Source organism: Actinoplanes sp. NPDC051346 (assembly GCF_040682215.1).
GTDB lineage: Bacteria > Actinomycetota > Actinomycetes > Mycobacteriales > Micromonosporaceae > Actinoplanes.
The window spans coordinates 103,403-120,332 of record NZ_JBFBAJ010000020.1 but is presented as its reverse complement, the minus strand read 5'-3'; the positions used below and the strand labels follow the sequence as shown (position 1 = coordinate 120,332).

The 16,930-nt window shown below is 70.5% G+C and carries 12 protein-coding genes and 1 pseudogene; 11 read left to right on the top strand and 2 right to left on the bottom strand.

Annotated elements, in window-relative coordinates; genetic code table 11:
• Positions 1 to 177 precede the first annotated feature (177 nt).
• The 11 genes and pseudogenes from AB0M36_RS34515 (at position 178) to AB0M36_RS34465 (ending at position 14,707) form a co-directional block, all read left to right on the top strand.
• Entirely contained in the window at positions 178 to 1,359 is a 1,182-nt protein-coding gene (locus tag AB0M36_RS34515; protein ID WP_364166402.1) for a cysteine desulfurase family protein, read from the top strand.
• 99 nt (positions 1,360 to 1,458) lie between these two features.
• Positions 1,459 to 2,520 (top strand): annotated as a pseudogene (mnmA, locus tag AB0M36_RS34510) (tRNA 2-thiouridine(34) synthase MnmA); the annotation flags it as partial.
• 280 nt (positions 2,521 to 2,800) lie between these two features.
• The gene (locus AB0M36_RS34505; protein ID WP_364166400.1) at positions 2,801 to 3,799 is read left to right on the top strand and encodes a methionine synthase; all 999 of its coding nucleotides are present in this window, start codon (positions 2,801 to 2,803) and stop codon (positions 3,797 to 3,799) included.
• 206 nt (positions 3,800 to 4,005) lie between these two features.
• Positions 4,006 to 4,359, top strand: coding sequence for a VOC family protein (locus tag AB0M36_RS34500; RefSeq protein ID WP_364166398.1), 354 nt, complete (start codon positions 4,006 to 4,008; stop codon positions 4,357 to 4,359).
• A 400-nt stretch (positions 4,360 to 4,759) separates the two neighbouring features.
• On the top strand, positions 4,760 to 6,934 hold the full coding sequence (ligA, locus tag AB0M36_RS34495; RefSeq protein WP_364166418.1) for an NAD-dependent DNA ligase LigA: 2,175 nt from the start codon (positions 4,760 to 4,762) through the stop codon (positions 6,932 to 6,934).
• A 165-nt stretch (positions 6,935 to 7,099) separates the two neighbouring features.
• Positions 7,100 to 9,154: an EAL domain-containing protein gene (locus tag AB0M36_RS34490; RefSeq protein ID WP_364166396.1), complete on the top strand. Its 2,055-nt coding sequence runs from the start codon at positions 7,100 to 7,102 to the stop codon at positions 9,152 to 9,154.
• Between the two features lie 153 nt (positions 9,155 to 9,307).
• Positions 9,308 to 9,607, top strand: a complete 300-nt coding sequence (gene gatC / locus AB0M36_RS34485) for an Asp-tRNA(Asn)/Glu-tRNA(Gln) amidotransferase subunit GatC (protein ID WP_364166394.1) — start codon at positions 9,308 to 9,310, stop codon at positions 9,605 to 9,607.
• A gap of 5 nt (positions 9,608 to 9,612) precedes the next feature.
• Entirely contained in the window at positions 9,613 to 11,088 is a 1,476-nt protein-coding gene (gene gatA / locus AB0M36_RS34480; RefSeq protein ID WP_364166392.1) for an Asp-tRNA(Asn)/Glu-tRNA(Gln) amidotransferase subunit GatA, read from the top strand.
• A gap of 136 nt (positions 11,089 to 11,224) precedes the next feature.
• On the top strand, positions 11,225 to 12,718 hold the full coding sequence (gene gatB / locus AB0M36_RS34475; protein ID WP_364166390.1) for an Asp-tRNA(Asn)/Glu-tRNA(Gln) amidotransferase subunit GatB: 1,494 nt from the start codon (positions 11,225 to 11,227) through the stop codon (positions 12,716 to 12,718).
• A gap of 238 nt (positions 12,719 to 12,956) precedes the next feature.
• Positions 12,957 to 13,934, top strand: a complete 978-nt coding sequence (locus AB0M36_RS34470; RefSeq protein WP_364166389.1) for an aminoglycoside phosphotransferase — start codon at positions 12,957 to 12,959, stop codon at positions 13,932 to 13,934.
• A 110-nt stretch (positions 13,935 to 14,044) separates the two neighbouring features.
• Positions 14,045 to 14,707 (top strand): phosphotransferase, encoded by a 663-nt coding sequence (locus AB0M36_RS34465; RefSeq protein ID WP_364166387.1) that lies wholly within the window; start codon positions 14,045 to 14,047, stop codon positions 14,705 to 14,707.
• Positions 14,708 to 14,721: 14 nt separating this feature from the next.
• On the opposite strand, the gene AB0M36_RS34460 is transcribed toward AB0M36_RS34465, so the two are convergent.
• Both AB0M36_RS34460 and AB0M36_RS34455 read right to left on the bottom strand, forming a co-directional pair.
• Complete coding sequence (locus tag AB0M36_RS34460) at positions 14,722 to 15,186, bottom strand: NUDIX hydrolase (RefSeq protein WP_364166385.1); 465 nt, start codon at positions 15,184 to 15,186, stop codon at positions 14,722 to 14,724.
• Positions 15,187 to 15,305: 119 nt separating this feature from the next.
• Complete coding sequence (locus AB0M36_RS34455; protein WP_364166384.1) at positions 15,306 to 16,892, bottom strand: metallophosphoesterase; 1,587 nt, start codon at positions 16,890 to 16,892, stop codon at positions 15,306 to 15,308.
• Positions 16,893 to 16,930: the final 38 nt, after the last annotated feature.

The following is a 16,930-nucleotide window of genomic DNA, read 5'->3' as shown; positions in this document are numbered from 1 at the left end:
GAGGTCAGCCAGGCTTAGGGTCAGACCCAGCCCGAGGAGGACGCCCCCCATCCTCACTGTCAGGCTTGATCCCTGCGTGGGCCATCCCCTCCCCCCGAAGCCGTTGGGGTCGTTCTGAGCGAGCCGGTGGCGGGCGCGGGGAATCGGTTGATGGGTCAAGGCATAAGCTTCATCACGATGGCCTACCTGGATCACGCGGCGACCACGCCGATGCTCGCCGAGGCGCTCGACGCGTACGTCGCAGCGGCCCGGCAGGTCGGCAACCCGTCGTCCCTGCACGCTGCCGGCCGAAGTGCCCGCCGGCTGGTCGAAGAGTCCCGCGAGCGGATCGCCGCGGCGCTCGGGGCGCGACCCTCCGAGGTGATTTTCACCAGCGGTGGGACCGAAAGCGACAACCTGGCCGCCAAGGGCATCCACTGGGCACGCCACGGCACGGACCCGCGGCGCAACCGGGTCGTGGCGTCGGCTGTCGAGCACCACGCGGTCATGGACGCGGTGCAGTGGCTGGGGTGCCACGAGGGAGCGGCCGTCGACTGGCTCCCGGTGGACCGGGCCGGCCGCGTCGACCCGGCGTCGCTCGCGGCGGTCATCGAGGCCTACGGCGACCAGATCACCGTCATCAGCGTCCAATGGGCGAACAACGAAGTCGGCACCGTGCAGCCGCTCCCCGAGTTGGCGGCGCTGGCGACCCGCGCCGGCATTCCCTTCCACACCGACGCGGTCCAGGCGGTCGGCCAGATCCCGGTCGACTTCGCGGCCAGCGGCGCGGCGGCGATGACCGTCAGCGGCCACAAACTGGGCGGCCCGGTCGGCGTGGGCGCCCTCCTGCTCGGCCGCGACATCGCCGCGACGCCCCAACTGCACGGCGGAGGCCAGGAACGCGACGTACGCTCCGGCACCCTCGACACCCCCGGCGTGGTGGCGTTCGCTGTCGCGGTGGAGGCGGCGGTCAAGAGCCAGCAGGACTACGCGACACACGTCGCCACCCTCCGGGACGAATTGGTCGCGCGCGTACGCGCCGCCGTACCCGATGTGATCCTCAACGGTGACCCGACCGACCGGCTGCCGGCCAACGCGCACTTTTCCTTTCCCGGCTGTGAGGGTGACGCGCTGCTGCTGCTGCTGGACGCGCAGGGGATCGCGTGCTCGACGGGATCGGCATGCTCGGCCGGAGTGGCCCAGCCGTCCCACGTCCTGCTCGCCATGGGCGCCGACGACGACCGCGCGCGGTCGTCGCTGCGCTTCACCCTCGGACACACCTCGACGGCGGAGGATGTCGACGCGCTGATGGGAGCGCTGCCGGGTGCGGTCGAGCGGGCGCGCCGGGCCACGGCCTGGAAGACGCCGCGGCAGTCATAGCCGCTGCGGGTGGCCCTTTCGACTGCTTCGGACCCTCGGGTCCGTCCTCCGCCGGCGGGCGGTGGGGAAGTGTCGGTGGCGGCGGCTAGGCTTGCCGACGTGCGAGTGCTTGCAGCAATGTCCGGCGGTGTCGACTCCGCCGTCGCTGCCGCGCGCGCCCGGGATGCCGGCCATGACGTGACCGGTGTGCACCTGGCGCTGGCGCGGAATCCCCAGACCTACCGGACCGGGGCGCGCGGCTGCTGCACCCTCGAGGACTCCCGCGACGCCCGGCGGGCCGCCGACGTCATCGGCATCCCGTTCTACGTATGGGACATGGCCGACCAGTTCCACGAGAACGTCGTCGACGACTTCGTCGCCGAATATGCCGCCGGCCGCACGCCGAATCCCTGCCTGCGGTGCAACGAGAAGATCAAGTTCGCGGCGGTGCTGGACCGCGCGGTCGCCCTGGGCTTCGACGCCGTGGTGACCGGCCACCACGCCAGACTCGGCGCCGACGGCCTGCTGCGGCGCAGCGTCGACCTCCCCAAGGACCAGTCGTACGTGCTGGCCGTGCTCACCCGCGCCCAGCTCGACCGCGCGATCTTCCCGCTCGGCGACTCCACCAAGGCGCAGGTCCGCGAGGAGGCGGCCGCCCGCGGCCTCGCCGTCGCCGAGAAGCCCGACTCGCACGACATCTGCTTCATCGCCGACGGCGACACCCGCGGCTTCCTCGCCGGCCACCTGGGCGAGTCCCCCGGCAACATCGTCGACGGCCGCACGGGGGCGGTGCTGGGGCAGCACTCCGGTGCCTATGCCTACACGGTCGGTCAGCGCAAGGGCCTGGACCTACGCGTTCCGGCGCCCGACGGCCGTCCCCGCTACGTCCTGTCGATCACCCCGAAGACCAACACCGTCACGGTCGGCCCCCGAGAGGACCTCGCCGTCGACACGGTGACCGCCGAGCGCCCGATCTGGCACGGTGACAGCACCCCGGTGGAGTGCGACGTGCAGCTCCGCGCGCACGGTGAAGTGGTGCCGGCGGTGGTAGCCCTCGACGACGACGGGCTGACCGCACGGCTCCGGACCCCGGCGCGAGGGGTGGCCGCCGGTCAGGCGATCGTGGCCTACCGGCCGGATCCGGACGGCGACATCGTGCTCGGCTCGGCCACCATCACGGCGGGCGAGCGTGCCTCGGGCAGTGCGGCGGGTGACCTCGCCGTGGGCGCTGTGGCGGCGGGTGAGCGTGCCGCAGATGCCGTGGCGGCGGGTGAGCTCGCCGTGGGCGCTGTGGCGGCGGGTGAGCGTGCTGCAGATGCCGTGGCGGCGGGTGAGCTCGCCGTGGGCGCTGTGGCTGCGGGTGAGCGTGCTGCGGGCAACACGGCGGCGGGTGGGCGTGCCGCCGCCGGCGTCGCGGCCGGTGAGCGTGCCGTGGCCACTTCTTTCGATACGGTCAAGCCCGGTGCCTGACTTTCCCTGGGCGCGAGGGTCGGCGACGGCGATCGGGTCGTTGCCCGGCACCGACATCGCCGAAGCCCAGCGGCTGGTCGTCGGCGAGCTGCCCGAGCTGCCGCACCTCGCCGAGCTGCCCGCCCGCGGCCCCGGCGCCGATTTGATCGGGCGGGGCGCCGGTTTCCTCGTGGAGCTGCCGGTGCAGCTCTACGCCGGCCGGTGGCAGGTCGCGCCCCGGCCGGGAAGAGACATGCGGCGCACGGCCGATCTGCTGGAGCGGGACCTCGACCAGTTCACCGAGCAGGGCGACGGCTACACCGGCACCGTCAAGGTGCAGGCCGCCGGTCCGTGGACCCTCGCCGCGAGCCTCGAACTGCCCATCGGCGGCCGGATGTTGCGCGACCCGGGAGCTGTGCGCGACCTGACTCACTCGCTCGCCGAGGGGCTGCGCCGCCACGTCGCCGACGTGAGCAGACGCCTGCCCGGCGCCACCGTGCTGCTCCAGCTCGACGAACCGTCCCTGTCCGCGGTGCTCGCCGGTCAGGTGCCGACGGAGAGCGGCTTGGGCGCCTACAGGGTCGTCGACGGTCCCGACGCGGCGACTGCCTTGCGAACCGTCGTCGAGACCGTCGGTGTTCCGGTGGTCGTGCACAGCTGTGCTTCGGACGTACCGTTGCAGGTTCTGCGTGACTCCCAAGCCGCCGCCTTGGCGCTGGACCTGGCGCTGCTGAAAGATCTCGACCCCCTGGGCGAGGCGATCGAGGCCGGCGTCGGCCTCTTCGCCGGCGCCGTGCCGACGCGGCCACCGTCGGCGGGCGGCGCGCCGACGTCGGCCCAGGTCGCCGAGCGGGTACGGGGACTGTGGAGCAAACTCGGCTTCCCGGCCGCGCGGCTACCGGAGCAGGTAGTGGTAACGCCGGCCTGCGGACTCGCCGGGGCGACGCCGGAGTATGTCCGCGCGGTGCTCACGGCATGCCGTGAGGCGGGTCGTCGGCTAGCCGAGGCCTGACCTGGATCACCGGTCACGAGGAGGTTCTCGGGCCGCTGAAGCGCGGCGATCACAGCGCGGCGATCACCGAGTGCCGTGGGCCACGCTGTGGTGCCGACCGGCGTCTTGCTGCGCGGCCGGGGTTGAGCCGTGCTGTGGTCCGTCGGCGGGCGGAAGTCTGATGGTTCGGGTCTTTTTCGTCGGACCCGGCGTGCATCATGCGAGTCATGATTGGACGTCTAGACACCATCGTCATCGACTGCCCCGATCCTCGTGCCCTGGCCCGGTTCTACACCGAACTTCTCGGCATGCATGTCGTGCAGGACGAGGACGACTGGGTGCAACTCCGCACAGATTCCGACGCGCCCAGCCTCGCATTCCAGAAGGCGCCCGACCTGCTTCCTCCGCAGTGGCCCGACTCCGACCGTCCTCAGCAGTTCCACCTGGACGTTCGCGTGGACGACATCGACAAGGCCGAACGCCGAGCGCTCGCGGCCGGCGCCAAGCGGCTGGAAGGCGGCGGTGAGAGCTTCCGCGTCTACGCCGATCCGGTGGGTCATCCTTTCTGCCTGGTCTGGTGACGCCGAGGGGGTCGGGCGGCTCGCCGCACCTCCACAGCCGGAGTTTGTCAGTGGGGCCGGCTAACGTGCCTCCTGAAAGACGAACACGGAGGTCCCGGTGCCCGAGAAGCAGTATCCCCATGCCGAATCCCCGGCAGACGCCGCCGAGGCGGACAAGCTCGCCAGCGGTGCCCCGTCGGCGGGCAAGCTCGCCGGCGACGCCGCGTCGGCGGGCAAGCTTGCGGGCGCTGCGGCGTCGGTAGGCAAGCCCGCGGGCGGTGCCGCGTCGGCAGGCAAGCCCGCGGGCGGTGTCGCGTCGCCGGACAAGCTTGCTGGCGGTGTCGCGTCGCCGGACAAGCTTGCTGGCGGTGTCGCGTCGGCCGTCGACGCCGTCGACGCCGTCGACGCTGCGGAGGACGCCATGGTGGAGGCCTCCGCCGAGGGCGGGGAGCTTGTCGCCGGGCAACCTACCGCCGAGCAGGTCGCCGCCGCGGGGGCCGAGCCGACGCCCGATGCCAGCGCCCGTCACGCCGAGCTGAGCGATGAAATCCGCGGGCACCAGTATCGGTACTACGTGCTCGACGCGCCGACCGTTTCCGACGCCGAGTTCGACAAGCTCCTGCGCGAGTTGACGGCCCTCGAGGAGGAATTTCCGGCGCTGCGGACGCCGGATTCGCCCACGCAGAACGTCGGCGGGACCTTCTCCACTCAGTTCACTGCGGTGGAGCATGCCGAGCGGATGATGTCGCTCGACAACGTCTTCGACGATGCCGAGCTCGGTGCGTGGTCCGAGCGGACCGTGCGAGACGCCGGCGGTCCGGTCGAGTTCATCTGCGAGCTCAAGGTCGACGGTCTGGCCATCAACCTCACCTACGAGCGGGGCAAGCTCGTCCGCGGCGCGACGCGGGGCGACGGGCGTACGGGTGAGGACGTCACGCCCAACGTCCGCACGATCCGGGAGATCCCCGAGCGCCTGGCCGGGGAGGATCCCCCCGAGCTGCTCGAGGTGCGGGGTGAGATCTATTTTCCCGCTTCCGCCTTTGCCGATCTCAACGCCTCGCTGGTGGAGCAGGGCAAGGCGCCGTTCGCCAACCCTCGCAACGCCGCCGCCGGCAGCCTGCGGCAGAAGGATCCGCGGATCACCGCCACCCGGGGGCTGCGGATGGTCGTGCACGGGATCGGCGCCCGCAAGGGCTTCACTCCCACCTCGCAGTCCCATGCGTACGAGGCGCTGAAGGCTTGGGGCCTGCCGACCAGCGACCGGTGGAAGCTGGTCGACGGCATGGGCGGCGTGCGGGACTACATCGCCTACTACGCCGAGCATCGCCACGATGTCGAGCACGAGATCGACGGGGTGGTTATCAAGGTCGACTCCGTGGCCATCCAGGGCCGGCTCGGCTCCACCAGCAGGGCGCCCCGCTGGGCCATCGCCTTCAAGTACCCGCCCGAGGAGGTCACCACCAAGCTGCTCGACATCGACGTCAATGTCGGACGGACAGGGCGCGTGACGCCGTTCGCGGTGCTCGAGCCCGTACGCGTGGCCGGTTCGACCGTGGCCCTCGCGACCCTGCACAACGCGCAGGAAGTCGAGCGCAAGGGTGTCTGGATCGGTGACACCGTCGTGCTGCGCAAGGCCGGTGACGTCATCCCCGAGGTGCTCGGCCCGGTGATGGAGCTGCGTCCCGACGACGCGCGGCCGTTCGTGATGCCGACCGAGTGCCCGGCGTGCGGCACGACGCTCGCGCCCGCCAAGGAGAGCGACGTCGACATCCGCTGTCCCAACTCCCGGTCGTGCCCGTCGCAGCTGCGTGAGAGGTTGTTCCACCTGGGCAGCCGCAAGGCGTTCGACATCGAGGTGCTCGGTTACAAGTCGGGGCAGGCGCTGCTGGAATCGCAGATCGTCACCGACGAGGGCGACCTGTTCCACATCACCGCCGACGATCTGGGGCGGGCGCCCTTCTTCGTCAACAAGGACGGCAGCCTCGGCAGCAACGCGGTCAAGCTGTTGGAGAACCTCGAGGAGGCGAAGCAACGCCCGCTGTGGCGGGTGCTGGTCGCGCTCTCGATCCGGCATGTCGGCCCGACCGCCGCCGAGGCGTTGGCGCGGCATTTCGGCTCGTTGGAGGCCATCGAGGCGGCGCTGGCCGAGGACCGGGTCGAGGAGCTGTCCGCCGTGGAGGGTGTCGGGCCGACGATCGCCGAGAGCCTGCGAGAGTGGTTCGCCGTCGGCTGGCATCGCGACATCATCACCAAATGGCGCGAGGCCGGGGTGAAGATGGCCGATGAGCGTACGGACGAGGGGCCGCGTCCGCTGGAAGGGCTGACGGTGGTGGTGACCGGAACCCTCGCCTCGTATTCGCGCGACGCGGCAACCGAGGCGGTGACCTCCCGCGGTGGAAAGGTGAGCGGCTCGGTGTCGAAGAAGACCGGGTTCGTGGTGGTCGGGGACAACCCCGGCAGCAAATACGACAAGGCTCTCCAGCTGAAGGTTCCGGTGCTGGACGAGGAGGGATTCGCGGTGCTGCTGGCGCAGGGCCCGGACGCGGCCCGCTCGGTGGCGGAGATCGTGGAGGAACCGGCCAAGGAGAAATCCTGACCGACGGCCGGTTACGCCGCCTCGCTCCAATCGGGGGAAAGAGCGGCGATTTCCTGTTCTATCACTTATGCCAATTTGATAACGGCAAGTCTGTTTAGCGTAGTTTTGTCGATATGGACCTAGGGTGAGGAGGACTCGGTCGGTCGACGCCATCGTGGAGGTCGCATGGGTGCCGCACAGCAGCGCATCTCCATGCCGGGTGAGCGGCGGGCCCTCGTGGCGAGGCGCGGTGCCGTCGCCGCCGTCAGCGGCGCGGCGTTCGTCGACGCGGCCCTCGCGGTCTCCTTCTCCGGCACCTTCGGGTCCTTGCCGACCGCCTTCTGGGTAATGGCCGGCCTGGCTCTCGCTGTCGACGCCCGGCCCTATGTGGTGGCGAACCGGCGGGCCAGTTCGGTCATCCTGCCCTCGATCTGCTTCACCTTCGGCATCGCACTGGCCTGGGGATTTGTGCCGGCCGTCGCCGTGCAACTGGCCGCCATGGCCGTCGCCGGCGTGCGGATGGGGCAGTCGCCGCGGCGTGCCCTGCACCTGGCGGTGCAGCATGCGTGCGCGCTCGCCGCATGCGCCCTCGTCGCCTGGTTGGCCGGGCTGCGCCTCGACACCGAGCCGGACTGGCATGACGCCCTCGTCACGGTGGCCGCCGCGGCCGCCTGGATCGGCGCACGCTACGGCCTTGACGCCCTCGCCGCGCGGTTGCTCAGCGGCGGACGCAAGCGCCGACGGGCGCAGCGGTGGGGGCTCGAGCTGTTCGCCACGGCCGCACTGCTGCTGCTCGGTCCGATCGTGCTCGCCGCCGCCCAGGTCGGGCTCGCGCTCGTACCGTTGGTGCTGCTGGCCCTGCACGCCGTGCATCGGATGGTGCGGTCGGCGGGTGAGTTCGAGCGGGCCGCCCGGGTCGACGTGCTCACCGGCCTGCCGAACCGGCGGGCGTTGCAGGCCTCCGTCGCCGAACGGGGCAACGGCCGGGGCTCGCACCGCCCCGAGCGGCGCATCGCGTTGCTGCTGTTGGATCTCGACCGGTTCCGTACCGTCAACGACGCACTGGGACATACCCACGGTGACCGGCTGCTGGTCCAGGTGGCACAGCGCCTGGCCGCGGCCGTACCCCCGCATGATCTTGTGGTCCGGCTCGGGGGCGACGAATTCGCGGTGCTGGCCACCCGGGTCGACGGGCCGGCAGCGGCCCGGCGGATCGCCTCGCACCTGGCCGAAGCGCTCGGATCGCCTTTCGCTCTGGACGGCCTGGTCATCGACGTCAGCGCGTCGATCGGCATCGCGGTGCAGTCCGAGCGTGGCGGCGATTGCGCGGCGCTGCTGCGCCAGGCTGAGGCTGCGATGTATGACGCCAAGCAGCGCGGCGCGCAGATGGCGGTATATGCGCGCGACGCCGAGCATCACACGCCCGACCTGACCCTGCTCGCCGACCTGCGGCACGCCCTGAAACAGGAGCCGGCCGAGGGTCTGCTGCTCTATTACCAGCCGCAGATCGCCATCGCGAGCGGTGAGGTTGTCGGCGTGGAGGCGCTGCTGCGCTGGCGGCACCCTGTGCGCGGTGTCGTCGGCCCGGAGGAGCTGCTGCGCGTCGCCGAGCAGACGCCGGTGATGCGGCTGCTCACCAGCCGGGTGCTGCGCGAGGTCATCGGCCAGCTCGCGGCCTGGCGGGCCGGCGGTCGTCCGGTCCGGGCCTCCGTCAACGTCAGCGTCCGCGACCTGCACGCCACGGACATCGCCGAGGAGATCAAAGACCTCCTGCTCCGGTACGCCGTGCCGGCCGACCTGCTGCAGCTCGAGATCACCGAGAGCGCGCTGATGGCCGACCCGCACCGGGTCCTCGACACCATCACCCGGCTCGATCGGATGGGGGTGGCGATCTCGCTGGACGATTTCGGCACCGGTTATTCCTCCCTGCAGCATGTGCGCCGGCTGCCGTTGTCCGAGGTGAAGATCGACCGATCTTTCGTGCTGGGCATGGCCACCGACCCCGGCGACGCGGCGATCGTGCGGTCGGTCATCGCGCTGGCCGGCTCGCTGGGGCTGCGGGTCGTCGCCGAGGGCGTGGAGGACGAGCGCACCTGGCGCGTGCTCGCCGCTCATGGCTGCCACGCGGCTCAGGGCTGGTTTCACGCACGTCCGATGCCCGCCGCGGATTTCGTCGAGTGGCTGGCGCGGTATCGCCCGCTTCGGCCCGGTCGGGAACCGGGCGCTTTGGCTGCGACCTAGAAGCATTGCCCCAGTCTTCCGGCTCGTCGTCGGGCCGAGCGCGTTATCCACAGTCCGCTCGTTGTCCACAGACGGGGGAGCCGCCCGACAAACCGCTCGCCCGGGCAAATAGACTTTCCCGGTCAGCATCACCGACGGAAACCAGGGGGCACGATGGCCGCCATCTCCCGCGAAGAGGTCGCGCATCTCGCGCGCCTGTCGCGGCTCGCCGTGACCGAGGAGGAGCTGGACCAGTTCGCCGGTCAGCTCGATGTCATCCTCCAGTCCGTCGCCCGGATCGGTGACGTCGCGGCCGAGGACATCCCGCCCACTTCGCACTCCGTCCCGCTGACCAACGTCTACCGCGACGACGTCGTGCAGCCCTCCCTGACGCAGGAGGCCGTGCTGTCCGGCGCGCCGGACAGCGCCGAGGGCCGCTTCCGCGTGCCGCGCATCCTGAACGAGGAGGAGTGAGCGCCGTGAGCGACGTCACCCGGATGACCGCGGCGCAGATCGCCGGCCTCATCGCGAGCGGCGAGTCCTCCGCCGTCGAGGTCGCCACCGCGCACCTCGACCGGATCGCCGCCGTCGACGACCGCGTCCACGCGTTCCTGCACGTTGACCGCGAGGGTGCGCTTGCCGCCGCGGCCGACGTCGACGCGCGCCGCGGTCGAGGCGAGCAGCTCGGACCGCTGGCCGGTGTGCCAGTCGCGGTCAAGGACATCGTCACCACCAAGGGCGTGCCGACCACCGCCGCCTCGAAGATCCTCGAGGGCTGGAAGCCGCCCTACGACGCGACGCTCGTCGAGCGGCTCCGCGCCGCGGGCACCGTCATGCTGGGCAAAACCAACATGGACGAGTTCGCGATGGGTTCCTCCACGGAGTATTCCGCCTATGGACCCACGAACAACCCGTGGGACCTCGGGCGCATCCCCGGCGGTTCCGGCGGCGGCAGCGCGGCCTCGCTCGCCGCCTTCGAGGCGCCGCTCGCGATCGGCACCGACACCGGCGGATCGATCCGCCAGCCCGGCGCGGTCACCGGCACGGTCGGCGCCAAGCCGACGTACGGTGGCACGTCCCGTTACGGCCTCATCGCCTTCTCCTCCTCGCTGGACACGCCAGGCCCCTGCGCCCGGACAGTCGAGGACGCGGCGCTGCTGCACGCCGTCATCGGCGGCCACGACGTGCGCGACTCGACGTCGATCCCGCAGCCGGTGCCCGACGTCGTCGGCGCGGCCCGCCTCGGCGCGACCGGCGACCTGACCGGCGTCAAGCTCGGTGTGGTCAAGGAGTTCGCGGGAGAGGGAGCCGAGCCCGGCGTCGTCGCCGCGTTCCGTGAGTCGGTCGAGGCCCTGGTCAAGCTCGGTGCCGAGGTCGTCGAGGTCTCCTGTCCGCACTTCGAGTACGCGCTGCCGGCTTATTACCTCATCGCTCCGAGTGAGGCGTCGTCCAACCTGGCCCGTTTCGACGGCGTGCGCTACGGCCTGCGCTCGGGCGACGACGGCAACCGCTCGCTCGAGGAGGTCATGTCGCTGACCCGCGACGAGGGCTTCGGCCCGGAGGTCAAGCGGCGCATCATCCTCGGCACATATGCGCTCTCGAGCGGTTACTACGACGCGTACTACGGCCAGGCGCAGAAGGTTCGCACGCTGATCACGCGGGACTTCACCTCGGCGTTCGAGCGGGTTGATGTGCTGATCTCGCCGACCACGCCGTTCGTGGCGTTCCCGTTCGGGTCGCGCACCTCCGACCCGTACCAGATGTACCTCTCCGACCTTTACACGATCCCCTCCAACCTGTACGGCGGCCCGGCCATCTCGGTGCCGTGCGGGTTGTCCGAGGGGCTTCCGGTCGGCTTCCAGATCATGGCGCCGACGATGGCGGACGACCGGATGTACCGGGTGGCCGCGGCGCTCGAGTCCGCGGTCGGCACGCTCACCCCGCCCGAGCTGTGACATGCGGTGCTCCGGCCGGGTTCTCGGCTCTGCCGGAGCACCATCGGATCGTAAGAAAACCGGCGGGATTCCCGCCGCTCCCGCCCACTAGGCTTGGTTCCGTCAGGATGCCCCGCAGCCACCTGGAGTCTCCCGAATGAGTACGACTGTGCTTCCCTCGTACGAGGACGCGACCGCCCGCTACGAGCCGGTGATCGGCCTGGAGACGCACGTCGAGCTCGGCACGAACACGAAGATGTTCTGCGGCTGCCCGACCGAGTTCGGCGCGGAGCCCAACACCCAGGTCTGCCCCGTCTGTCTGGCCCTGCCGGGCGCGCTTCCGGTCGCCAACCGCGCCGGCATCGAGGCCACCATCCGGATCGGCCTGGCACTCAACTGCGACATCGCGAGCTGGTGCCGCATGGCCCGGAAGAACTACTTCTACCCGGACATGCCGAAGAACTTCCAGACCTCGCAGTATGACGAGCCGCTGTGCGTCGACGGCTACGTCGACGTCGAGATCGACGGCGAGACCGTGCGCATCGGCATCGAGCGGGTCCACCTCGAGGAGGACACCGGCAAGACGCTGCACGTCGGCGGCGCCACCGGACGCATCCACGGCGCCACCGAGTCGCTGGTGGACTACAACCGAGCCGGCATCCCGCTCGTCGAGATCGTCACCAAGCCGGTGCCGGGCCTTGGCGCCCGGGCTCCCGAGGTTGCCCGCGCCTACGTGACGGAGCTGCGCGACATCATCCGCTCGCTCGGCGTCTCCGACGTCCGTATGGAGCAGGGCTCGCTGCGGTGCGACGTCAACACCTCGCTGAACAAGCCGGGTGAGGAGTGGGGAACCCGCACGGAGACCAAGAACGTCAACTCGCTGCGTTCGGTCGAGCGGGCGGTCCGCTCCGAGGTCATCCGCCAGGCCGGGATCCTCGACGACGGCGGCAGGATCCTGCAGGAGACCCGCCACTTCCAGGAGGACACCGGCGACACCCGCCCGGGGCGCTCCAAGGAGACGGCTACGGACTACCGCTACTTCCCCGAGCCCGACCTCGTCCCGATCGCGCCGGACCCGGCCTGGGTGGCGGAGCTGAAGGCCGCTCTTCCCGAGCGTCCGAGCGCCAAGCGCGCCCGCCTCCGCGAGGACTGGGGCATCAGCGAGCTCGACATGCAGTCGGTCGCCAACGCCGGCGCCGTCGAGCTCATCGAGGAGACGATCGCCGCCGGCGCCAGCCCGGCCGGCGCCCGCAAGTGGTGGATGGGCGAGCTCGCCCGCCGCGCCAACGAGACCGGCATCGACCTGGCCCTGGTCGGCGCCAGCCCGGCCCAGGTCGCCCAGCTCCAGGCCCTGGTCGACGGCGGCAAGCTCAACGACAAGCTCGCCCGCACGGTCCTCGAGGGCGTCGTGGCCGGCGAGGGCGACCCCGCCGAGGTCATGAAGGCCCACGGCCTCGAGGTCGTCTCGGACACCGGCGCCCTGCAGACCGCGGTCGACGAGGCCATCGCCGCCAACCCCGACATCGCCGACAAGATCCGCGACGGAAAGGTAGCCGCGGCGGGCGCCCTGGTCGGCGCGGTCATGAAGACAACCCGCGGCCAGGCCGACGCGAAGACCGTCCGAGAGCTCATCCTCGCCCGCCTGAGCTGACCGGCCCGCTTCCCGAGCGCTCCGGCTCTGCTCCTCAGCGGGGCCGGCTCTCGGGGCGGCTTTGATTCGGGTCGGCCGGGCTCTCGGGACGGCGCTGATTCGGGTCGGCCGGGCTCTCGGGACGGCGCTGATTCGGGTGGGCCGGCTCTGGAGGCGGCGCTGATTCGGATCGGCCGGGCGCTGGTCCAGGCTCTCGGTGGTCTCCAGCCTCTCGGTGGTCCCAGCAAGGAGGGCGAGTATGCAGCGCACATTCCTGCAGCCGGACGACGTTCGAGACCTAGTGACGGACCAGTTCGGCGGCGGCCGTCGGCCCATCGCGCTGGATCGGCTGACCGGTGGCAGCAAGAAGGGGGTCTACCGACTCCGGCTCGACGACCACTCGACCGCGATCCTCTACGTGTGGTCGGCCGGCGAGAACTACTGGCCGCCCTCGCTGACCGTTCCCGACGATCCGTTCACCGATGCGTCCGGTGCGGAACTGTTCGCTGTCAGTCATGCGGCGCTTGTCGCCGCCGGTGTGGGCACTCCGCAGGTGCTGGCGCTTGTTCGGGGCAGCCGCTACTTCGATGCCGACGTCGCGCTTGTGGAGGATGCCGGCGTCGACACGCTTGAAGCAGTGATGGAACGCGACCCCGGTGCTGCCGTTGGGCCGCTGTCCGCGCTTGGTGATGGCTTGCGGCGTCTGCACACCACGGTTGGCGCCGAGTACGGCAAGCTTGCCGCGGTTGCCCGTGGGGAGGCGAGCCAACGCCGGCGGGTGGAGGATGTGATCGTGGACCGGGCGTTGGGCCAGCTTCGGGGAGCTGCGGCGCATGACGGACGGATTGCCGAGGCTCACGACCGGATCGCCGGGCATGTGCGTCATCTTCGCGGTGCGGTGGCGGAGCGGCGGGCGTACGGGCTGATCCACGGCGAACTCGGACCGGATCACGTGCTTGTCAGCCCCGCCGGCGAGCCCCTGATCATCGACATCGAAGGCCTGGCGTACTTCGACGTGGAATGGGAGCACGCCTGGCTCCAACTGCGGTTCGGCGACGCCTACCCGATGCTGCGACCGGTCGATCTCGATCCGCACAGGCTGCGGCTTTACCGGTACGCCCAGGTGCTGTCTCTCATCGAGGGTCCATTGCGGATCGCGGACACCGACTTTCCCGAGCGCCAATGGATGCTCGACCTCGCCGAAAGGAACATCGCCAAGGCTCTCGCCGCCGTTTGACCGATGGGAACAGCCGAGCGAAGACCGCGACGGCCCCCGAGCTCCCGGAACCGGAACCGGAACCGGAACCGGAACCGGAACCGGAAAGAACGATCCATTACCGTCGCATGATGGAAGCTCTGACTTGCCTAGGGTCGGGCCGCGACGCCGACGTTTTCGCCATCGACGCGCGGCGGGTGCTTCGGCGCTACCGCGACGGCGGCGACGTAGGGGCCGAGGCGACGCTCATGGCGTACGTGGCCGGTCATGGTTTCCCCACGCCGGCGGTCTACGAAGCTCGCGGTGCCGACCTCATCATGGAGCGGCTCTACGGGCACACGATGCTGTCAGCATTCGCGGCGGGTGAACTCGACGTCGCAGGCGCGGCATCCCTGCTGGCCGACCTGCATCACCGCCTGCACGCGCTGCCTCCCCGCCTGAACTCCCACGGTGGCGTCCGCGTCCTGCACCTGGATCTGCATCCCGAGAACGTCATCCTGACGCCACGAGGGCCTGTCGTCATCGACTGGCGTAACGCCGTCGAGGGGCGTCCGGACCTCGATGTCGCCATGACCGCGGTCATCCTGGCGGAGGTCGCCGTCGATGAGACCCAGCCCATGGCTCCGGCGGCCGCGTCGCTGGTGCGTGCCTTCCTGGACCGCGTCGGCGGAGATCCTCTGTCGGCCCTGGAAGAGGCGGTTGCGCGGCGGCGGGCAGACCCGGCACTTGCCGGCGGCGATGGGGAGCGACTCGACGCCACGGTCGCCCTGATCGCCGGCCTGGAAAAGACCTGACCGGATCCGCCTGATCAGGGCTGTGGTGACCGGTGCTGCTCGAGCTTGCCGAGGAAGCGTAGGAAATGCGGGTCGAATCGGGACGGGGCGGCCGCTGTGAGTTCGGCCGGCGTCCAGCATCGCACCCGGTGGAACTCGTTCCGATCGGGCCTGAGGGCTTGCCCGCGCCGGCAGCTGAGCGGGAACCACAAGCTCACGTCGGTGTGCCCCGCGTCCATTCCCACGGTCCGCGTGACCGTCAGGAACATCGGCTGCTCGTCGAGGGCCTGTTGTTCGGCGACGAGGCCGAGTTCCTCGTGTGCCTCACGCTGGGCGGTTCGCGTCGGATGCTCGTCCACCTCGACATGGCCGCCGGGCGGGAGCCACAAGCCGGCGTTGATGTGATCGACCAGCAGAATGCTGCCGTCCGTGGGATCGATCGGCACGACGTACGACACCAGGTGTTGCGGGGGGACGGCCGGCTTGATTCTCCGGAACACGTCAGGAGTCCCTCCCGACGGTGGGGCGCAGGTTTGGCAGGTCAGCCCGGATGCGGGCGGCACATGGCCGGGACGGCAGCGGGCTCGCCTGTGTTCCCTTGCGCCTTGCCGCGGCCGTACTATCGGCGGCTTGGGGTGATGCCTGGGGTGACGCCGTTGATGACCGAGGGGTGGGTGGTGGGTTCGGGGTCGACGCCGATGACGTTGCGCTGCATTTCGACGTTGGACTCGCCGGTGCCGCCCAGTTGGATGTCGTCGTAGGCCTTCAGCGTCTGGTTTTCGTCGAAGTACAGGACCGACATCTGTAGCGGTGTCGCCTCCTCCTTTTGCAGACCGCGCAGGCCGGCGCCGCCCGTGGAGCCCTCCACGAGCAGGCGGGTCGGCGAAGCGGGTGTCGCCGCCGACGGTGCGGGGGAGGGGGAGGCGCCGTCCTGCGGTGGGTTGGGGGGCGCGAGCATGCGCACTTCGCGTCGGTGGGTGTGGCCCGCCAGCACTACCGGCACCACGCCGGACAAGGGTGGTGCCATCGCCGGGTTGTGGACCAGGGCGACACCTACCTTGGTCTTCGACTGCCTGATCGTCGCGGCCAGCCGCTCGCCGCTGAGCGGGAAAACGTCGACCGCCGGGTTGTCCGCGGCCTCGGCGGGCGGGGTTTCACTCTTGTCCGGAGTGAATTGCGGGTCGCCGATGCCCGCGATGGTCAGGCCGTTGATCGTGGTGGTGGAGTTGTCCAGGACCGTTGCGTTGCTCTGGCGGGCCACCGCCGCCTGGATGGCCGCCGAATCGTGGTTGCCGCGCACGTAGATGTACGGCACGCCGATCTGGCTGATGCTGGACACATAGGTCGTCTCGGCGCTGCTGCCCCAGTCGACGATGTCGCCCGTGTCCACCACCGCGTCGATGTCCCAGGCCTTCACCACCGTCTTGATGACGTTCCAGACGGCCGGGTTCAGGTGCAGGTCGGAGACGTGCAGGATGCGGGTGGTGTTGCCGGACGGCTCCACCGGGAGGCTGGAGACCGTGGTGTAGATGCGACTGACGTTGCTCACCAGCTCCGCGAGCTGATCGGCGTAGCGGCCGTAGTTGTCCGCGATCCGGCGCGCGTCGCCGACCACGGCCGGGGCGTTGACCAGCAGGCCCTCGTACTTCGGCTCGCCGATCGAGTCCGGCCGGACGGTGCCCGCGGCCAGGCCCATGCTGCCGCCGGTCACGATCAGCGCGATCACCCCCGCCGAGGCCACCCGGCGGACGTTGCGGAAGACCAGCGCCGACAGGATCAGCGCACAGGCGATCGCCGCGCCCAACGCGCGCAGGCTCAGCTGCAGTACGCCGCGGGTCACGTCGTCGACCGCCGACTGGCCGACCACGCTGATCACGGTCGGGTCCTCGATCAGCGCCTCGGTGCGCTGCTGGTCCAGCGCGCCGAGGTTGACCTTCAGGTGGATCGGGCCGGCGTGGCTGTCGAGATGCAGTGAGCCCAGGGGCGGAATGTCGACCTCGGTGCCGCCCTTGATCGACGGGCTGATCGACATGTCCGCGCGGAACGGGCCCACCGGGATTTCCGACTGGGCCAGCAGCATCGTGCCGACGACGACGCCGGTGAGGCTCACGATGAGCACGGCCGCCCATACGCGGAGTCGGCGGGTCAAGGAATGCCGCCACGCTCGCACCGCGGCGGCGGTCAGCTGGAAAAGTTTTTTCTTCATGGTCAACGGCTCACCTGCCCCCGTGTGCCGGTCGTCAA

Coding starts and splice junctions, on each gene's coding strand:
- AB0M36_RS34470 (WP_364166389.1), top strand. CDS start 12,957: ATGCAGCGCACATTCCTGCAGCCGGACGACGTTCGAGACCTAGTGACG.
- gatB (WP_364166390.1), top strand. CDS start 11,225: ATGAGTACGACTGTGCTTCCCTCGTACGAGGACGCGACCGCCCGCTAC.
- AB0M36_RS34490 (WP_364166396.1), top strand. CDS start 7,100: ATGGGTGCCGCACAGCAGCGCATCTCCATGCCGGGTGAGCGGCGGGCC.
- AB0M36_RS34465 (WP_364166387.1), top strand. CDS start 14,045: ATGGAAGCTCTGACTTGCCTAGGGTCGGGCCGCGACGCCGACGTTTTC.
- AB0M36_RS34455 (WP_364166384.1), bottom strand. CDS start 16,892: ATGAAGAAAAAACTTTTCCAGCTGACCGCCGCCGCGGTGCGAGCGTGG.
- AB0M36_RS34500 (WP_364166398.1), top strand. CDS start 4,006: ATGATTGGACGTCTAGACACCATCGTCATCGACTGCCCCGATCCTCGT.
- AB0M36_RS34515 (WP_364166402.1), top strand. CDS start 178: ATGGCCTACCTGGATCACGCGGCGACCACGCCGATGCTCGCCGAGGCG.
- gatC (WP_364166394.1), top strand. CDS start 9,308: ATGGCCGCCATCTCCCGCGAAGAGGTCGCGCATCTCGCGCGCCTGTCG.
- ligA (WP_364166418.1), top strand. CDS start 4,760: ATGGTGGAGGCCTCCGCCGAGGGCGGGGAGCTTGTCGCCGGGCAACCT.